Source organism: Pseudomonas sp. NPDC077408 (assembly GCF_050269105.1).
GTDB lineage: Bacteria > Pseudomonadota > Gammaproteobacteria > Pseudomonadales > Pseudomonadaceae > Stutzerimonas.
Genome location: NZ_JBNNHS010000011.1, coordinates 37,598 through 54,360, shown reverse-complemented (window position 1 = coordinate 54,360; position 16,763 = coordinate 37,598). Strand labels below are relative to the sequence as shown.

General features: G+C 55.3%; 17 protein-coding genes and 2 pseudogenes. 7 read left to right on the top strand and 12 right to left on the bottom strand.

Annotated elements, in window-relative coordinates; genetic code table 11:
- Positions 1-20: 20 nt before the first annotated feature.
- From ACQKEK_RS20480 to ACQKEK_RS20460, 5 genes are all read right to left on the bottom strand, one after another.
- Positions 21-836: a c-type cytochrome gene (locus ACQKEK_RS20480; RefSeq protein WP_017245517.1), complete on the bottom strand. Its 816-nt coding sequence runs from the start codon at positions 834-836 to the stop codon at positions 21-23.
- Between the two features lie 9 nt (positions 837-845).
- On the bottom strand, positions 846-1,844 hold the full coding sequence (locus ACQKEK_RS20475) for a copper resistance protein B (protein WP_037000667.1): 999 nt from the start codon (positions 1,842-1,844) through the stop codon (positions 846-848).
- Positions 1,834-2,136: a hypothetical protein gene (locus ACQKEK_RS20470; protein ID WP_014822233.1), complete on the bottom strand. Its 303-nt coding sequence runs from the start codon at positions 2,134-2,136 to the stop codon at positions 1,834-1,836. Before ACQKEK_RS20470 ends, ACQKEK_RS20475 begins: the two co-directional genes overlap by 11 nt.
- Before the next feature lie 12 nt (positions 2,137-2,148).
- Complete coding sequence (locus tag ACQKEK_RS20465) at positions 2,149-3,990, bottom strand: copper resistance system multicopper oxidase (protein ID WP_019407031.1); 1,842 nt, start codon at positions 3,988-3,990, stop codon at positions 2,149-2,151.
- Positions 3,991-4,538: 548 nt separating this feature from the next.
- Positions 4,539-4,748: a co-regulatory protein PtrA N-terminal domain-containing protein gene (locus ACQKEK_RS20460; RefSeq protein WP_015275566.1), complete on the bottom strand. Its 210-nt coding sequence runs from the start codon at positions 4,746-4,748 to the stop codon at positions 4,539-4,541.
- A gap of 430 nt (positions 4,749-5,178) precedes the next feature.
- On the opposite strand from ACQKEK_RS20460, the gene ACQKEK_RS20455 reads away from it, so the two are divergent.
- Positions 5,179-5,859: a heavy metal response regulator transcription factor gene (locus tag ACQKEK_RS20455; protein WP_003292635.1), complete on the top strand. Its 681-nt coding sequence runs from the start codon at positions 5,179-5,181 to the stop codon at positions 5,857-5,859.
- Positions 5,860-5,949: 90 nt separating this feature from the next.
- On the opposite strand, the pseudogene tcmP reads toward ACQKEK_RS20455, so the two are convergent.
- Both tcmP and ACQKEK_RS20445 read right to left on the bottom strand, forming a co-directional pair.
- Positions 5,950-6,581, bottom strand: a pseudogene (gene tcmP, locus ACQKEK_RS20450) (three-Cys-motif partner protein TcmP); the annotation flags it as partial.
- 257 nt (positions 6,582-6,838) lie between these two features.
- Positions 6,839-7,273 (bottom strand): hypothetical protein, encoded by a 435-nt coding sequence (locus ACQKEK_RS20445; RefSeq protein WP_499143508.1) that lies wholly within the window; start codon positions 7,271-7,273, stop codon positions 6,839-6,841.
- Positions 7,274-7,843: 570 nt separating this feature from the next.
- Here ACQKEK_RS20445 and ACQKEK_RS20440 point away from each other — a divergent pair.
- The 4 genes from ACQKEK_RS20440 (at position 7,844) to ACQKEK_RS20425 (ending at position 12,576) form a co-directional block, all read left to right on the top strand.
- The gene (locus ACQKEK_RS20440) at positions 7,844-8,737 is read left to right on the top strand and encodes a site-specific integrase (protein ID WP_003291594.1); all 894 of its coding nucleotides are present in this window, start codon (positions 7,844-7,846) and stop codon (positions 8,735-8,737) included.
- Positions 8,738-8,929: 192 nt separating this feature from the next.
- The gene (locus ACQKEK_RS20435; protein ID WP_003089107.1) at positions 8,930-9,169 is read left to right on the top strand and encodes a ribbon-helix-helix domain-containing protein; all 240 of its coding nucleotides are present in this window, start codon (positions 8,930-8,932) and stop codon (positions 9,167-9,169) included.
- Positions 9,169-9,579, top strand: coding sequence for a putative toxin-antitoxin system toxin component, PIN family (locus tag ACQKEK_RS20430; RefSeq protein ID WP_017246347.1), 411 nt, complete (start codon positions 9,169-9,171; stop codon positions 9,577-9,579). Before ACQKEK_RS20435 ends, ACQKEK_RS20430 begins: the two co-directional genes overlap by 1 nt.
- 3 nt (positions 9,580-9,582) lie before the next feature.
- Entirely contained in the window at positions 9,583-12,576 is a 2,994-nt protein-coding gene (locus ACQKEK_RS20425) for a Tn3 family transposase (RefSeq protein WP_003299771.1), read from the top strand.
- Positions 12,577-12,588: 12 nt separating this feature from the next.
- On the opposite strand, the gene ACQKEK_RS20420 is transcribed toward ACQKEK_RS20425, so the two are convergent.
- From ACQKEK_RS20420 to ACQKEK_RS20410, 3 genes are read right to left on the bottom strand one after another with little or no spacing between them, the layout of a single operon-like run.
- The gene (locus tag ACQKEK_RS20420) at positions 12,589-12,801 is read right to left on the bottom strand and encodes a GDCCVxC domain-containing (seleno)protein (RefSeq protein ID WP_003089113.1); all 213 of its coding nucleotides are present in this window, start codon (positions 12,799-12,801) and stop codon (positions 12,589-12,591) included.
- A gap of 7 nt (positions 12,802-12,808) precedes the next feature.
- A complete protein-coding gene (gene merP / locus ACQKEK_RS20415; protein ID WP_003150552.1) occupies positions 12,809-13,084 on the bottom strand; it encodes a mercury resistance system periplasmic binding protein MerP in 276 nt (91 codons plus the stop codon).
- Between the two features lie 12 nt (positions 13,085-13,096).
- Entirely contained in the window at positions 13,097-13,447 is a 351-nt protein-coding gene (locus tag ACQKEK_RS20410) for a mercuric transporter MerT family protein (RefSeq protein ID WP_003089115.1), read from the bottom strand.
- A 74-nt stretch (positions 13,448-13,521) separates the two neighbouring features.
- Here ACQKEK_RS20410 and merR point away from each other — a divergent pair, with 74 nt between their 5' ends.
- On the top strand, positions 13,522-13,920 hold the full coding sequence (gene merR / locus ACQKEK_RS20405) for a mercury resistance transcriptional regulator MerR (RefSeq protein ID WP_003089120.1): 399 nt from the start codon (positions 13,522-13,524) through the stop codon (positions 13,918-13,920).
- A gap of 84 nt (positions 13,921-14,004) precedes the next feature.
- On the opposite strand, the pseudogene ACQKEK_RS20400 reads toward merR, so the two are convergent.
- A pseudogene (locus ACQKEK_RS20400) lies at positions 14,005-14,862 on the bottom strand (IS5-like element ISPst7 family transposase); the annotation flags it as partial.
- Positions 14,863-15,034: 172 nt separating this feature from the next.
- Complete coding sequence (locus tag ACQKEK_RS20395) at positions 15,035-15,955, bottom strand: cation diffusion facilitator family transporter (protein ID WP_037041098.1); 921 nt, start codon at positions 15,953-15,955, stop codon at positions 15,035-15,037.
- A 378-nt stretch (positions 15,956-16,333) separates the two neighbouring features.
- Here ACQKEK_RS20395 and ACQKEK_RS20390 point away from each other — a divergent pair, with 378 nt between their 5' ends.
- Positions 16,334-16,663, top strand: a complete 330-nt coding sequence (locus ACQKEK_RS20390; RefSeq protein WP_128576267.1) for a hypothetical protein — start codon at positions 16,334-16,336, stop codon at positions 16,661-16,663.
- The last annotated feature ends 100 nt before the right edge of the window (positions 16,664-16,763 follow it).

Below are 16,763 nucleotides of genomic sequence, written 5' to 3'. Positions count from 1 at the left end.
AGGTACAGACATACCGGATGTTAGTGGTCGTGTTGCTTCCCGTCTGCGTGTACATGGTTTTTTGAAGGAGATTTGCCTTCCGCATCGGCGTTGTCACCGCCATTGCCATTGCTGTGTTTAACCGCCTGGGGCTCCTCTGACGCATGATGGTCATCGCTTTCATTATTACCATGGTGACCAAAGTTTGATTGGCCGGCTGCATCACTTGAGCTGCTAGAGCCATGGTGATCCGAGTCGCCACTGTCGCCCTGATGGTGGTCGTCCAAGGCCACCTCACCATGTTGTTGACCGTGCCCAGCTGGGGTCTCCCCACCACCATGCTGGTGACCACCGCTAGACGCAACGAGTGCTCGATACGCTCCTTCATCTAACTCAGGAAGCTTCTGCAGAAAAGCCACCATTCCCCAGATGTACGGGTCAGCCATGCTTTTACCCCACGCAGGCATCCCAGTGGCCTTGATGCCATGCTTGATGACCCAAAATGTTTTTGCTGGGTCACCGTATAGCCCCGCTTCAGCCAGGCTGGGTGGTGCGGGATAAAGGCCATTGCTTAGCTCGGTCTCAGCCATGCCTGGCGCCAAATGACAACCCACACACATCGAGTCGTAGTTCCCCGCCCCGGCGCGGATTTGGTCTTCATCGTCGAGAGATGGCACGACTATGTCTTCGGAACGAACCTCAATCGAGCGATTGCGAGCAGTTTCCAGGAATGCGTGCACGACTCCCGTATGAGGATCATCCGCGGCAACGCTAATCAGTCCTGAGAAAACAACTCCGGCCACTACCAACAGGCCCAGAGCACAGAAGGCAGCGAAGCTAATAATTATTCTTTTCATCGAAGGTCCTTAAAACCAAAGCCTGATGCCAGCAACGAACCGCGCCTCATCTAGGTCTTCGCCCTCATCTCTCGCCATATCAGCGGTATTACCGTATGCCCGGCTCCACGTGACGCCGATGTACGGTGCGAACTCACGAACGATTTCGTATCGGAGGCGGAGCCCCACCTCTGTATTTGCTAGACCAGCGCCCACTCCGCGTGCAGGATCGTCCTTGCCATAGAAATTGAGCTCGGCAGTTGGTTGGAGGATGAGCCGGTTAGTTAGGAGAATGTCGTACTCGCCTTCAAAACGTGCTGCTGTCTGCCCACCTTCACCGACGAAGGCGGTGGCTTCCGCCTCAAACCCATACAGCGCCATCCCCTGGACGCCTAAAGCCGCCCACGTCTGCGGCGACTCGGGCTTAAAGTCCTGGCGAACACCTGCTACTACATCCCACCAGGGACTGATTGCACGCCCGTAAAGCGCCTGAATTTCCGCGTCTTCAGTAACGCCATTCGTTCGCTCACCTTCCGAGCGAAACCAGAACCGATTGATATCGCCACCAACCCAGGCAGTAGCTTCCCAACTGAGGGTGCTACCTTCATTTGCGTCCTGGTACTCAAGTTGATCTAGCAGAAGGAACCAGGCCAGATACTTGTCATGGACCGTATGACCTTGAAGACCAGGGAAAGCCGCTTCTCTATCCGCATCGGTCAATACTGGAATGAACGAGGGATGAACCATGCCGGGCATTTCGAGCGTATCGTCATGCTTCATTTGGCCATGGTTCATCTTGCTATGGTCCATCGCACCATGACCCATTGCAGAATGGTCCATTTGCCCACCGGAGCCATGATTCATTGCCGCGGGCTTGGCAGAAGATGCAGGGGCTTGAGCTGCCGGAATAGGAGGGGTTTGATGCATCGAGTGATCCATCATCTCGGCGGCGTTGGCTATCCGTCCAGCCGCTGCGCTCAACGAAACTCCGAGCGCAATAAGAGCAAAGCGAGAAGATCTAGTGGTCATGGTGCGAATCCACCTCAGTACCAGTAGCCTTCGGGTCATGATCCATCTTGCCATGGTCCATTTCACCATGGTCCATCGAGCCATGACCCATGTCGCCGTGGTCCATTTCTGAGTTAGAGGAGCCTTGTGTCTGAGATGCCGGCTTGTTGCCTGAATTTTGCGACGAAGCCGATGGTTGCTTGTGCTGATCATGCGTTTGCTCTGCAAACGCAGCTGATATATTCATTACGCCCAGCAGACTGAACATTAACGCGCTGCCGATAAGAGTTTTACGCTTCATAAAATTTCCCATATAAAGTTCCTCTTACTCGTCCACTCGGACTTCACGAAACATGCCCATTTCCATGTGAAGCAGTAGGTGACAGTGATAAGCCCAACGCCCGAGTGCATCGGCTGTCACGCGGTAGCTGCGCTTCGAACCTGGAGGCATGTCGATCGTGTGCTTGCGAACCATGAACTTTCCATTCTCATCCTCAAGATCGCTCCACATACCATGCAGATGAATCGGATGGGTCATCATGGTGTCGTTGACCAAAGTGATGCGTACCCGCTCGCCATATTTGAGCCGCAGGGGCTCCGAATCAGAGAACTCTATGCCGTCAAATGACCAGGAGAACTTCTCCATGTGGCCGGTGAGATGGAGTTCGATCGTCCGACTGGGCTCACGGCCGTCCGGATCGGGGAAAGTGCTTCTCAAGTCGCCATAGGTCAGGACTCGGCGGCCGTTGTCTCGTAAGCCAATACCGGGATCGTTCAGCCTATGAGTTGGGCTCATGGTCTGCATGTCCACCAGTGGGTTATTGGACTCTGAGGGCGGGTGCGATTGCATACCTGCGCTCATCCCAGCCATTCCAGAGTGGTCCATCCCGGACATCCCACCCATTTTGCTGTGATCCATGCCGGCCATTGCGCCCATGTCGCCCATCCCTTGCATGTCACCGTGGTTCATGCCGGACATGTTGCTATGGTCCATCGCGCCCATGTCGCCGCCATGGTCCATGCCCGCCATACCGCCCATGCTGCCGTGATCCATCCCCATGTCGTCCATGGTGATTAGTGGTCGAGGATCGGTTTCTGGAACAGGAGCGCTCAGCCCTTCGGCAACCGCTAGCGTGCCACGGGCGTATCCTGTGCGATCCATCGATTGGGCGAAGATCGTGTAAGCCTCCTCGGTCGCAGGCTCGACAATCACATCGTAGGTTTCTGCCACGGCAATGCGGAATTCGTCGACGCTAACTGGGTTGACGTATTGGCCATCGGCTGCGACTACAGTCATCTTCAGCCCTGGAATGCGGACATCGAAATAGCTCATGGCCGAGCCGTTGATGAACCGCAGACGAAGCTTCTCGCCGGGCTTAAAGATGCCGGTCCAGTTCCCGTCGGGTGCTTGGCCGTTCATTAGATAGGTATAGGTGTAGCCGCTTACGTCGGCGAGGTCGGTGGGACTCATTTTCATCTGAGCCCACATTTTCCGATTCGCAATCGTAGCGGCCCAGCCGTCTTCGCTCACGTCGTTAATGAAGTCTCCGACAGTGCGCTTGTGGAAGTTGTAATAATCGGACTGCTTCTTGAGCTTAGAAAGGATTCGAGCGGGATCCTCATCGGACCAATCAGTCAACATCACCACATAGTCGCGGTCATAGCTGAACGGTTCGGGATCCTTCGCATCGATGACCAAGGGACCATAGACACCAAGCTGCTCTTGTAGGCCTGAATGACTGTGGTACCAATAGGTACCGTTCTGTTTAACCTGAAACTTGTAGACATACATGCCATCGGGAGCGATGCCGTGGAAGCTCAATCCAGGCACGCCATCCATGTTGGCCGGCAGGATCATGCCGTGCCAGTGAATCGATGTATCTTCGCTCAACTTATTTCTGACTCGCAGCGTGACGGTATCCCCTTCACGCCAACGTAGAAGCGGCCCTGGGATGGTCCCATTGATAGTCATCGCTGTCCGGGCCGCGCCGGTGATATTGACCGGCGTCTCCCCAATCAGCAGATCGAACTCCGTGCCACTTAGTACGCTGGGCTGGCCTGGGCTAGTCACTGCCCAGACCGGAGCTCGCCACAAGCCAAGACCGCCAAGGATGCCTGCGGCAGTCAAGCCTTTAACAAAGGTTCGCCTAGAGGTTTTACGTTGCATGTGTAGGTTCCAATCAAACTAAGGAGCCAAGCCGAAACCAGCCGTAAGGTTGGTGTTGCCAGCGTTAATTGATCTTAGAAACTCGCGCACGGTCTGTCTTATCAAGCGACTCGCCTTTAATCGTAAATATGGCATGCCTAAGAAAGACGCGGGATTACATTTTTGTAAGCTTAAAGCGCTTCAGAAATCGCCCAAAAAATCGCCTGTGAGCATGTCAATCTCCAGGTGGAAGCTGCGCAATGGCTTTTGATTTCCGTGCAAGGATCCGGTTGCAACGATACTCATTGAAGTCAAAGATTGCTCAATGTACGGCTAATACCATCAGCCTCTAACCGCTGCCTTCACATTATTATATTCCGATCATCTTAATAGTTTAATTTAGGCTGCAGCTTTGATAATAATCGCTTAAAATAATGTGCGCTGTTAATACTGATATCGCCGGTTCTTCCAACGAATGTTACAACTACCAACACCGTGGCAACTACAACATCCGAGAAAGCTGCCACAGTTCCGAGAGGTGCATGGTCACAGTTGCGTAAGGTTTCGCTTCAGCAATTAGCGTGGGCGTGCTTCGCTGAAGTTGCTTTTGAGGCTACCTCCTGGGCTTGGTCCTTCTGGTCAGCCTGATAACTAGCGATCGCTATTTGGCGAGCCTGCTCCATACGAGCAAAGGTACGATCACCACCACCTTCTGCCATTGCATAGGAAGAGCTTGCTGCGATGGCGAGCAGTACAGAAACGGATCTGAAGAATTTCATTACTTGTTACCTCGTTCGAAGACATGGGAGACCCAGCGCAGCTCCATAAATAGAGGCTTTGGCTTTGGCTTGGTCTTGTGTCTAAGCTAACCGAGCGTTCCTGTCAGAACCCTGATTTAGACATTACGGTTTCGTCAGTAATGCATAAAGGCAGTGAGCCCAAGCGAAAGCGCAGGTAGCGTGCATGGTGCCTTTTCGTTCAGGCAAATAGGTCTTGTTTCCAGCGGGCAAAAAAAGGGCGCCATCTAGGCGCCGATAGGCCAAAGGAGCATGGAAAAGGCCAAAAAGCAGAGTGTGGGAGCAACTGCTGATGTAGACGTTAACGCTACAAGCTGTCAGACAGATGATGCGAGCATTACGTTTCTGTAAGGTACTGGCTGCACGCCCTGACAATCGGCACACTGCTCCAAATGCCGGAGGGAATACTTTCATGAAGCTTCTTGTTGCTGAAGACGAGCCGAAAACAGGCACCTACCTACAGCAGGGGCTTTCAGAGGCAGGCTTCACAGTCGATAGAGTTGAAAACGGGACCGATGCTGCTCAGCACGCGCTTCATACCACATACGACTTGCTCATCTTAGACGTGATGATGCCTGGCCTGGATGGGTGGCAGGTTTTACAGAAAGTCCGCGCTGCTGGTAATGAGGTTCCCGTGCTCTTTCTCACCGCCCGAGACGGGGTTCAGGATCGAGTAAAGGGATTGGAGTTGGGCGCTGATGATTATCTCATCAAGCCGTTTGCCTTCTCCGAATTGCTAGCCAGGATCCGTACGTTGCTTCGCCGCGGCAATAATGTCCCCAACCAAACAATACTCAAACTCCTCGACCTTGAGGTCGATCTGCTCAGGCGTCGAGTTACGCGATCGGGGAAACGAATAGACCTAACTGCAAAGGAATTCGCACTTCTTGAGCTATTACTTCGGCGTCGCGGGGAAGTGCTCTCAAAGTCCCTTATCGCCTCCCAAGTATGGGACATGAATTTCGACAGCGATACCAATGTGATTGAGGTGGCGGTACGACGGCTGAGAGCAAAAATCGATGATGAGTTCGAACCTAAGCTCATACAAACCGCGCGTGGGATGGGCTATTTGATCGACGCGCCAGACCCCTAGAGCGAAATGCTCGGCATTTCACGCGATGGGCCAAGCTACCGGTACCGATGCGGTTAAGGCGAGCCACCGAGCAAGGAGCGGTGCCGAACCTCAGTTCTCCGAGCTGGATTTCTTCAGCTGTGGCACGAAGAAGATGGGTCTCTGCGGGGGAGCTATCAGAATATCACTGGATTTGATGCTAGTGCCCTTGCGACGCCTGGTCTTGCCATCCTTACCGACCGCCAGCAAATCACCGGTCGCAACAGCGATATCGAGCGCCTGCTTTACGCGAAACTCGTCAGCCATGGTGTAGTTGGTCAATCCGCTCATCAGGCCCAAAAAAGGTTGCCGTTCTACCTCGTAGACCTGTTTGGGCAAGAGCTCTGAAAGTTCTCCTCGGACGCGGTCATCGGTGGCATCGTCGAAGTGATGCTCATCCAACAGCAAATCGTGTTGGCCTGTCACGGCGATATCCGATTGGCGTCGTAGCCGAAAAAGCTGGAAGGCGACAGCATATGGGAAAAGTTGTTGCCGTATTTCCAGTGGATCTTCTTCATCACATCGTTGGCGCGGTAGTTGTTCGCCAGATGGATAAACCAATAGGCCATCGGGTTGCTGCCAGCAGGGCGGATGAAGAACACGGTCATGTACTGGGCACCGCTTTCCTGTTTGATCCCTTCAGACAGATGGCGTTGGATCAGGTACTGCCAATTGCGAGGCTGATGTGCCTTCAGCTCTTTCAGCATGCCATGCGCTTTTGTTGGTGCAATCTATAAGCGTGCGTCGGTTGCCGGGCATTAGTAAATGAAAGGCTACCGAGACAGTAAAGATTTGAAGTGGGCAGTCTTCAAGCTAATCAGGCGATCTACAATAAAGCCAACGTCTAACCGAGTCACATTGAAGTCAATTTAGTCGATTAAACGTCTTTATATATAGCGCGCCTCGGTTGCATGCGGCTTTTGATTGGGAATGCAATGGCGGGACATTAGCGCGTGCACGCTTACCGTGGTGCATTGAAACTCAAAATATCCAGTTGCTCGGTCAGCCAGCGATGCGCCTGATATGTACTCTGAAATTTACGAGCTAGGATGCGTACACCTTTATCTACGCTACAGTCACGGAGCGTGAGGCCATGACCTTCTTCGTCGATTTCGTAGGTCTTTGCTTTCATATCGCCGAGCTGCATCGCCAGCAGCCTAACGTCATCGAGTGAATGAATGGGGGCTATGCTGTGCTTGCGCACGTAGGAGCGTACCTTCTCAGAAAGCTCATTGATGTCATCTGCATTAATGCGGTGGACTATATCATCTGAATCTGGGATTTTCTCCGGATAGTCATCATCAAGTGATACGCAGTGTTCCACACCGTGAATGCTTGCTACTAGGTATTGACCGCCGACTTCGTCGCGCTCGCAGTTAAGAATTAGGATAGACATGATTTTTCCTCAGGTTGTTGTTCTGTTCATAATTCTAAGTTGCTCTGCTTAAAAAAGGCAATAGGCTAACTGTATTTTTATGCAGTCTCTGGTTAACGCCCCGGAGGCCGTTCGGCTGGCTATCTAGTAGAGTGTTCGACCCAAAACTCATAATTTAAAAGTGGCACAAGCAGTATGTCGTGGGCAGTGGTGTCTCGGTAAGCGATCGCGCCAGTCCGTCGCCGACCCAGGCTGTGAGCGCAATTTAAAATTACTCTACTTGGTTCTCGCATTTTAAAATGTGAATCGGCTGAAAGAGTGGAAGCACCTGCTGATACCCGACGCTATCCAGTCGGTCTATGTGCTGCTCCCGGCGGGTTGTCTTGATGGGTCAGGTAACATGGTGCGTTCTTGGCCAACGAACCAAAGTCCGGAATGCGATATAGAAAGGATAGAATTTTTGCACCTTTGCAATGTTTGGCTTTTGGGGTTATATAAAAAATAATGCTCTGGTTGTTGTTTTTTTGTTTTCGTATTTGCAATAATTGATTGTGTGGCATGTGTCACGCAAATAATAATTAGAAGAATAATATGAATGCAGAGACTCAAAGCGCCTATATTAGTTTGGCCAGTAATTTTTATGCGACTCGGATGCAGGGCGTTGAGCTTGATGAGCTCAATATTATTGGTGCTTTACTACGGGCGGCCCCTGATTACCGCCCGGATTATTATCGGCGCCTACGTAACGCTTTGGCGTTTGATCAAAAGCATCGAGGAAATTTCTGGGCTGCCCAAGAAATCAATCGTACGCTCAATCCGGTCACTGTGTTAAATCTGCCGCGAAAGAAAAAGCAGCGACGTCCGCAGAAGCTTTCTACCGCTGATTTCGAAGCGTGGCTACGGTGTCTGGCTGAACGAGATATGCCTGTCGAAGCGGGAGCTTTAATGGTGATATCTCTTACCGGAGCGCGACCATGCGAGCTTAACGGAATTTCTATCGATGGCCGGCGCATCCATATATCCGGTGCAAAGCTTAGCCACAACGGTTTACGCGGCGCTAGCCGAACGCTTGAGGCTGATGGAGACGTCTGCAATATCTTGAGAAACGCTCTCGCTGCTTTTAAATGTCAGCCGCGCAGTATGGATTCAATACGCGTTGCGCTTCACCAAGTCGCTACTGAGCTATTCGGTAGGAGGAAGGTGCCGAGTATGTACACACTTCGTCACCAGTTCGGCTCAAATCTGAAAGCCTCAGGCATGTCCGCAATAGAAATGGCATACGTCATGGGGCACCAGGCTACCGATTCGATTAGCCGCTATGGCGATAAAAGATTTGGACGTGCAGAAGCGGTTAAGGTTAAGCCTGCAAGCGATGCTGACTTTTCAAAGGTGAGAGATACAGTGCCTGCTCGAATGCGTGCGGACGCCGTGGCTCTTAATGATCAGCGAGACTTGGATCGTAGGACTGAGGTCGCTGACGGCTGAGGTGATGTGGTCATTTCAGCGGACAATCATGAATTCCTTAGGCTATAGAGCGTTTGTATCTAGCTCTGGTTTTGATAGCGGTTTCCACCTTTACGTCGTCAACGCTCAGGTATCTGTTCGTTTTGTCGAACCATTGCATCGCCCTTTGTGATTGGCGTATAAACACACAAACACCTATTAGCGGAGAACGCTATGAATACCATTCGCTGGAATGTCGCCGTCTCGGCCGACACCGACCAGTCGCTTCGGATGTTTCTGGCCAGCCAGGGCGGCGGCCGTAAGGGCGACCTGTCGCGCTTCATCGAAGAAGCGGTACGGGCACACATCCTGGAGCTGAGCGCTGAGCAGGCCAAGGCCGCTAACGCCCATCTGAGTGAGGCAGAATTGACCAACGCGGTTGACGAAGCGCTCGACTGGGCACGTAAGCGCTGATGCGGGTCGTGTTGGATACCAACATCCTGTTCAGCGCCCTGATCTCGCCACATGGCGCGCCCGATGCGATCTACCGTGCCTGGCGGGCGGCGCGTTTCGAGGTGGTGACCTCGCGGATGCAACTCGATGAAATTCGTCGAGCCAGCCGCTATCCCAAGCTTCAGGCCATCCTACAGCCCGCCAAGGTGGGCGCCATGATCAATAACCTGCAACGGGCTGTGGTACTGGAGCGCCTGACCATCGAGGTCGAAGCCGATGATCCGGATGACTCGTTTTTGCTGGCCATGGCCTTGGCGGGCGATGCGGACTACCTGGTAACCGGTGATCGCCGCGCCGGCCTGCTGCAACGCGGGCACATCGAACACACGCGGATCGTCACGCCCGCCGTGTTCTGCGTCGAGGTGCTGTGATCAATGCCGGTCGGTTTTCTGACTCAAGAGCAACGCGACGGTTTTGGCCGCTATGTTGATTCGCCCAGCCGTGAAGAGCTGGAACGTTACTTCCACCTGAGCGATGAAGACCGTGAAGCCATCCAGGTGCTGCGGGGTAACCATAACCGTCTGGGTTATGCCGTTCTGCTGACCACCGTCCGCTTCGTTGGCGTTCTGCCGGACAAGCCCGCCGCCGTGCCGGTGGAAGTCCTGCAGGTGCTTTGCCGACAACTGGCGATTCCAGACCCCGACTGCCTCCAGCGCTATAGCGATCATCGCCGCTGGATACATGCCACCGATATTCAGAACCGCTTTGGCTATCGTCATTTCACCGATCCGGGCATCGGCTTTCGCTTGAGCCGCTGGCTGTATGCCCTCTGCTGGACGGGCACCGACCGGCCGGGAGTGCTGTTTGAGCGAGCCACCTCGTGGCTGTTCACACAGAAAGTCCTCCTGCCTGGTGTGTCTCAACTAGAGCGCTTTATCGCCCAGTTGCGCAGTCGGGTCGAAGAACGCCTCTGGTTTACGCTGGGCCGCAGCGTGACTGAGGAACAGCGATTGCAACTGCAAGACTTGCTGACGGTGGCCGAAGGCAACCGCAGCTCCCGGCTGGATCAATTGCGCTCCGGCCCGGTCATGGTCAGTGGCCCCGCGTTGATTCGGGCACTGCGCCGGCTCGATGACGTGCGCGGCATCGGCATCACCTTGCCGGCGGCGGCGCACATCCCTCCCAGCCGTATCGCCGCCCTGGCCCGCTTCGCCAACACGGCCAAGGTCACCGCGATTAATCGGCTGCCGGCGTCGCGGCGGATGGCGACACTGGTGGCCTTCGCACTCTGCCTGGAGGCGACTGCGCACGACGACGCACTGGAAGTCCTGGAGGCCTTGCTGCGCGACCTGTTCAGCAACGCGGAGAAGGCCGACAAGAAAGCCCGCATGCGCAGCCTGAAAGACCTGGATCGGTCGGCCGCGACGCTCGCCGCCGCGTGCAAGGTCGTGCTGGACAGCTCGATCAGCGATGACAACGTGCGCGCCCGGCTGTTCAACGACCTGCCGAGGACCACCCTGGAAAAGGCCCTGGAAGAGGTCAACGCGCTGATCCGCCCGGTAGATGACGTCTATTTTCTTGCATTGGAAGCGCGCTACCGCAGCGTGCGCCGCTTCCTGCCCGACCTGCTCAAGCACATCCGCTTCGGCTTCAGCCCGGCCGGCAAGGGCGTGGCGGCTAGTCTGGAGTGGCTGCAACTGAACCTGCCGCGCCGGAAGCCAGAGGATGACGCGCCGCAGGAGATCGTGGCCAAGGCTTGGCAGAAGCACATCACCCGCGAAGATGGCTCCCTCGACATGGGTGCCTATGTGTTCTGCACGCTCGATGCGCTGCGCACGGCCCTGCGCCGCCGCGATGTCTTCGTCTCGCCCAGTTGGCGCTATGCCGACCCGCGCCTTGGCCTGCTCGACGGTGCCGAATGGCTGGCGGCGCGACCGATCATCTGCCGGTCACTGGGCCTGACCATCGACGCCAAAACCACCCTGGACGCCTTGTCCGTCGAGCTGGATGCAACCTGGCTGGCAGTAGCCGCGCGCCTGCCCGACAACCCGGCGATTCAACTGAGCGAGAACACCGAGGGCAAGACCGAACTGTCGCTCGGGGCGCTGGACAAGCTGGACGAGCCCTGCTCGTTGCTGCAACTGCGGGCGGCCGTGTCTGACCTGATGCCGCGTGTCGATCTGCCGGAAATCCTCTTGGAAATCGCCGCCCGCACTGGCTTTTCCGAGGCCTTCACCCATGTCTCCGAACGCAATGCACGCGCCGACAACCTGGTCACCAGCCTCTGCGCGGTGCTGTTGGGCGGGGCCTGCAACACCGGCCTGGAGCCCTTGATCCGCACCGACAACCCGGCGCTGCGCCGTGACCGGCTGTCCTGGGTCAGCCAGAATTATATCCGCGACGACACCCTGTCAGCGGCTAACGCCATCCTGGTCGGAGCGCAAAGCCAACTGGAACTGGCCCAAGTCTGGGGTGGCGGCGAGGTCGCCTCCGCCGATGGCATGCGCTTCGTCGTACCGGTGCGCACCGTGCATGCCGGCCCCAATCCGAAGTATTTCGGCACCGGCCGGGGTGTCACCTGGTACAACCTGATTTCCGACCAATTCTCCGGCCTCAACGCCATCACCGTGCCCGGCACGCTGCGCGACAGCCTGGTGTTGCTGGCGGTCGTGCTGGAACAGCAGACCGAGTTGCAGCCGACGCAAATCATGACCGACACCGGGGCCTACAGCGATGTGGTGTTCGGGCTCTTCCGCCTACTTGGCTACCACTTCAGTCCGCGGCTGGCCGATGTCGGCGGTACCCGCTTCTGGCGCACGCGCCCGGACGCGGACTACGGCAAGCTCAACGGGCTGGCCCGCCAGTCGGTCAAACTCGACCTGATCGCCGAGCACTGGGACGACCTGCTGCGCCTGGCCGGCTCGCTCAAACTCGGCCGGGTGCCGGCGACTGGCATCATGCGCACGCTGCAAACGGGAGATAGACCCACCCGGCTGGCCCAGGCGCTGGCCGAATTCGGGCGGATCGAAAAGACTCTGCACACGTTGACCTATATCGACGACGAGTCCAAGCGCCGCGCCACCCTGACCCAGTTGAACCGAGGCGAAGGCCGGCACAGCCTGGCCCGCGCCGTGTTCCACGGCAAACGCGGCGAGCTCCGCCAGCGCTACCGCGAAGGCCAGGAAGACCAGCTCGGTGCTCTGGGCCTGGTGGTGAACATCATCGTGCTGTGGAACACCCTCTACATGACGGCGGCCGTGGAACGGCTCAAGCAGCACGGCTATCCAGTGCTGGAAGAGGATTTGGCCCGGCTATCGCCGCTGATCTACGAGCACATCAACATGCTCGGGCGGTATTCCTTTGCGGTACCGGAAGAAGTTGCGCGCGGCGAGCTGCGGCCACTGCGTAATCCAGACGACGACCTGTGATCCCCCTAAACGCTATGAGCAACACCCAAGCTGCTGCTGGATCGGCGGGCACTTCACCGAGCCGAACGAACAGAAAACGCAGCAATCCCCTGGGTTGGGGCGCAGCAGCGCCTTGCAGTTGCTGCACTCGTAATAGAACTGGCAGGCGTCCGTGGGCATGGTTTCCGGCTTGGCGAAGCCGCAGCGCGGGCAAGTCAGCACGGACTCAAGGACAATGGCGCTCATCGTGACCTCACTTCTGCACTGTGGAGGGGTATCCCGCGTTCGCGGTCGCCTCAGTCAGTGCCTCGGGCTGGGCCTTATCGGGATCGTAGGTGACGGTCGCCGTCTTCTGGTCGAAATTGACCTGGACGTCACTCACGCCGGACACCTTCTCCAGCGACTTCTTGACCGTGATCGGACAGAGTCCGCACGTCATGTTCTGCACGTCGAGCGTGACGGTTTTCGGGGGAGCCGCCAGCGCCACGAAGGGCAAGGCGAAAAGCACGGCGATCAGCAGTTTGCGCATGGTTAATCTCCTTCAGTAGAACAGCGGGGCGAGCCACGGCACGGCCAATAGGCCGAGCAGCAGCACGCTGACGATCCAGAACACGAGTCGCTGTCGCACGAGCGTGCGCGGATCGGCGCAGGGTGTACCTGGCGTACAAACCTGTGGCACCAGGTAGAGCTTGCGGAATGCCAATCCCAGGAACAGTAGAGTCAACCCGATGAAGAGGGGGCGTAGTGGCTCCATCATGGTCAGAGCGCCCACCCACGTACCGCCGACACCGAGTGCCAACAGCACCAGTGGCCCGACACAGCACACCGACGCACCGATGGCGGTCAGCGAACTCGCGACCAGCGAGCCTTTCCCGGTGAGTTGCATCCCCATTCCCATCTCCTGAGCCTGATTGCCTAGGTGCTATTCTAAACTCCGTACCAAAGTACGGAATCAAGGAGAAAGTGATGGCCACAGAGCTGACCATTGGCAAGCTGGCAGACGCCGCCGGGGTGAACGTCGAGACGATCCGCTACTACCAGCGACGCGGGCTGCTGGATGAACCAGCCAAACCCTTGGGTGGCCATCGGCGCTATCCGGTGGACATGGTGAAGCGACTGCGTTTCATCAAGCGGGCTCAGGCGCTGGGTTTCACGCTCTCGGAAGTCGGTGGACTGCTGACGCTGGATGAGTCGTGCGCCTGTGCCGAAACGCGAGCACGGGCTGCACGCAAGCTCGCGTTGATCGAGCAGAAGATGGCCGACTTGGTCGTCATGCAGCAACTGTTAGGCGAACTGGTGCAGCAATGTGATGCGGGAGACGGCGGAACGATCTGCCCGATCATCGAGGCACTGATCAGAGAGTAATGCCTGGCGGGTGAGCTGGAGATCGGAAAGCCCCTTTACGGTGGGATTCAGAGCTTACGTTGGTTTTTGGTTCCATTGCTCCCCAAACCCCAACTGCCGCTTGATCACCCGAAACGGGTGCTCAACCTTGGCCCGTACCTGAGCCTTGGCTTTCTCGATCTTGCGTCTGGCTTTGTACAGCGCGCTGCTCTTGCCCAGCTTTTTGTAAGTGCTGCGCCGTGCTGCCACCTGCCAAATCACTTCGCGGCCATCATGCTCGGCACGCTTCTCGACGCCGGTATAACCCGCATCGGCGCAGACCACGTTTTCCTCGCCATGCAGCAACTTGTCGACCTGGGTGACGTCCGCCACGTTAGCCGCCGTACCTACCACGCTATGTACCAGGCCCGATTCGTCATCGACGCCGATGTGGGCCTTCATGCCAAAGTAATACTGGTTGCCCTTCTTGGTCTGGTGCATCTCTGGGTCGCGCTTGCCGTCTTTGTTCTTGGTCGAACTCGGCGCATTGATCAGCGTGGCATCGACGATGGTGCCTTGGCGCAGCGACAGGCCACGGTCACCCAGGTAGCCATTGATCACGGCCAGGATGCCAGCAGCCAGTTCGTGTTTCTCCAGCAGGCGACGGAAGTTGAGGATGGTGGTTTCGTCGGGGATACGCTCCAGGCTCAGCCCCGCGAACTGCCGCAGGATGGTGGTCTCGTACAGTGCCTCCTCCATCGCTGGATCGCTATAACCGAACCAGTTTTGCATTAGATGAACCCGCAGCATTGCCATCAACGGGTACGCCGGACGGCCACCTTCACCCTTGGGGTAATGCGGCTCGATCAGGGCAATCAACCCCTTCCACGGCACCACCCGATCCATCTCGATCAGGAACAGCTCTTTGCGGGTCTGCTTGCGCTTGCCGGCGTACTCGGCATCGGCGAAGGTCATCTGCTTCATCAGAAAACTCGGTGGGTGGCGTTCGGCTATTTTGCCAAAATCAGAAAGTCTTTTTCAGACTGTCCCTAGCATGTCTCTGGTCGATGACATAGCGGCAACGAGTGATGTCACAAGTTCACTCCGGTTGATATCGAGCTAACTGTCTAGCAACAGCGTTGAGCGCAAAGCAGGCTTATGCTTCGCTGCGATGACTGTCGGCCTGCCTGGTGTCGATACAAACACTGCCGTCTAGTTCCATTTCAAGTGTCGAGTGGCTGACTTTGAATTGCTCATGAAGTACTCGTTTTAAATCAGTCTTTACTCGTTCAATTTCGGGCAGGCTAGCCTTCTTGATGACAACGTGAGCTTCCAATGCAGTTGAATGTTCGGCAATTTCCCAGACATGTACGTGGTGAACACTCACAACGTCGTCCACTTGCTCCATGACATTGATTATATCAGTGATGGAAACTCCTTCTGGTGCGCCCTCCATTAACAAGTGAATGGTTTTAGGCAGCATGCTAAAGCCCTGCCAGAGCACGTACCCAGCAATCATCAGTGTCAGGACAGTATCCGTCCAGTACCAGCCATACAGAAGAATCAATGTTCCGGCAATAATAACCCCGACGGAGGCCAGCGCATCCGACACATTGTGCAGGAATGCCGCCTTTATATTCATGCTATTCTTAGACATTGTGTAGGTGAGCAAGGCCGTGACGACATCTACAATCAAGGCTATTCCCGCCACCACGACCACTGTCCATCCTTCAATGGGCTGTGGGGCAAAAAACCGACCTATAGCTTCGTAGATGAGGTAGAGACCAACGATAATCAGCGTGACCAAGTTAATCAAAGCCGCTATGGTTTCACTGCGTCGGTAGCCGAAGGTTTTAAAAGCATCTGGCGGTTTGCGACCGATTTTACGTGCGATGAGCGCAATAACCAGTGATGCGGCATCGCTCAAGTTATGTAGCGCGTCAGCTATGAGCGATAAACTGCCAGAAAGTATTCCTCCAACAACTTGTGCCAGAGTTAGCACAGTATTAACGCCAATGGCAGCGATTAAACGCTTATCGCCTATGGCTTCGGTGTTATGGTTATGTTCGTGAGCCATTGGTTTTTAACCGTCATTAAATAACATAAGTCAAGGATAGGGAGCCCAAAAAAAGTAATAGATAATACTAGCACCAATACCATCTGGCCTTCCAAACCACACTGACAGAAATGGGACCACTCTCAAGCGAGTTCGTGCATTATCGTCTGAAACTTGCCGATAACTGGCCGATCCCTCTCAAACGTTAAACGACGTTGCTCGCTAATGATAGATGATACGGCGTCAATCCGAGGATGACAAAATTGTAATCTTCCAATCATTCTTTTCGTAGGATAGGCCCTTGCAGATTGGTGCGCCTCGGTGCTGACATGACGAAGCAAGGCGCTCATGTCACCGCGCAATGGAAGCATTACATTTCAATAATGTAATGCTTGGCTCATGCTGCTGTTAGCTTCAATCACGCAAAATTCATTCGAACCTGCAGGGCTCAGCGAGAAAGCTCAGCAAGCCACCTTTGAATTTAGCGAGGACTGCCCTATGAATCTGTTGAAAGCTATTGTTGTTGGTTTGGTAATCTGCGGCTCCGCATTGTCTTATGCAGAAGATGGCTATGACCGCTCAATTAAATTTAATGAAAAATTCCGAGCAGATCAAAAACGAATTCACGGAACCGAATCCGCCAAACGAAAAATAGACGAATTACAGATTAAGGATACCCGCCAAGATCAGAACAATACGGAAAGCAAGAAAGAAACCAAAGCTGACTAACCGCTTCATATCTGAACGATATTCGCCTCCGGCAGCTTCCAAGCTCCTTTGGAAGCAGTTGCACTCTAAGCGCCTTCGGGGCGCTTTTTTGTTTCCATAA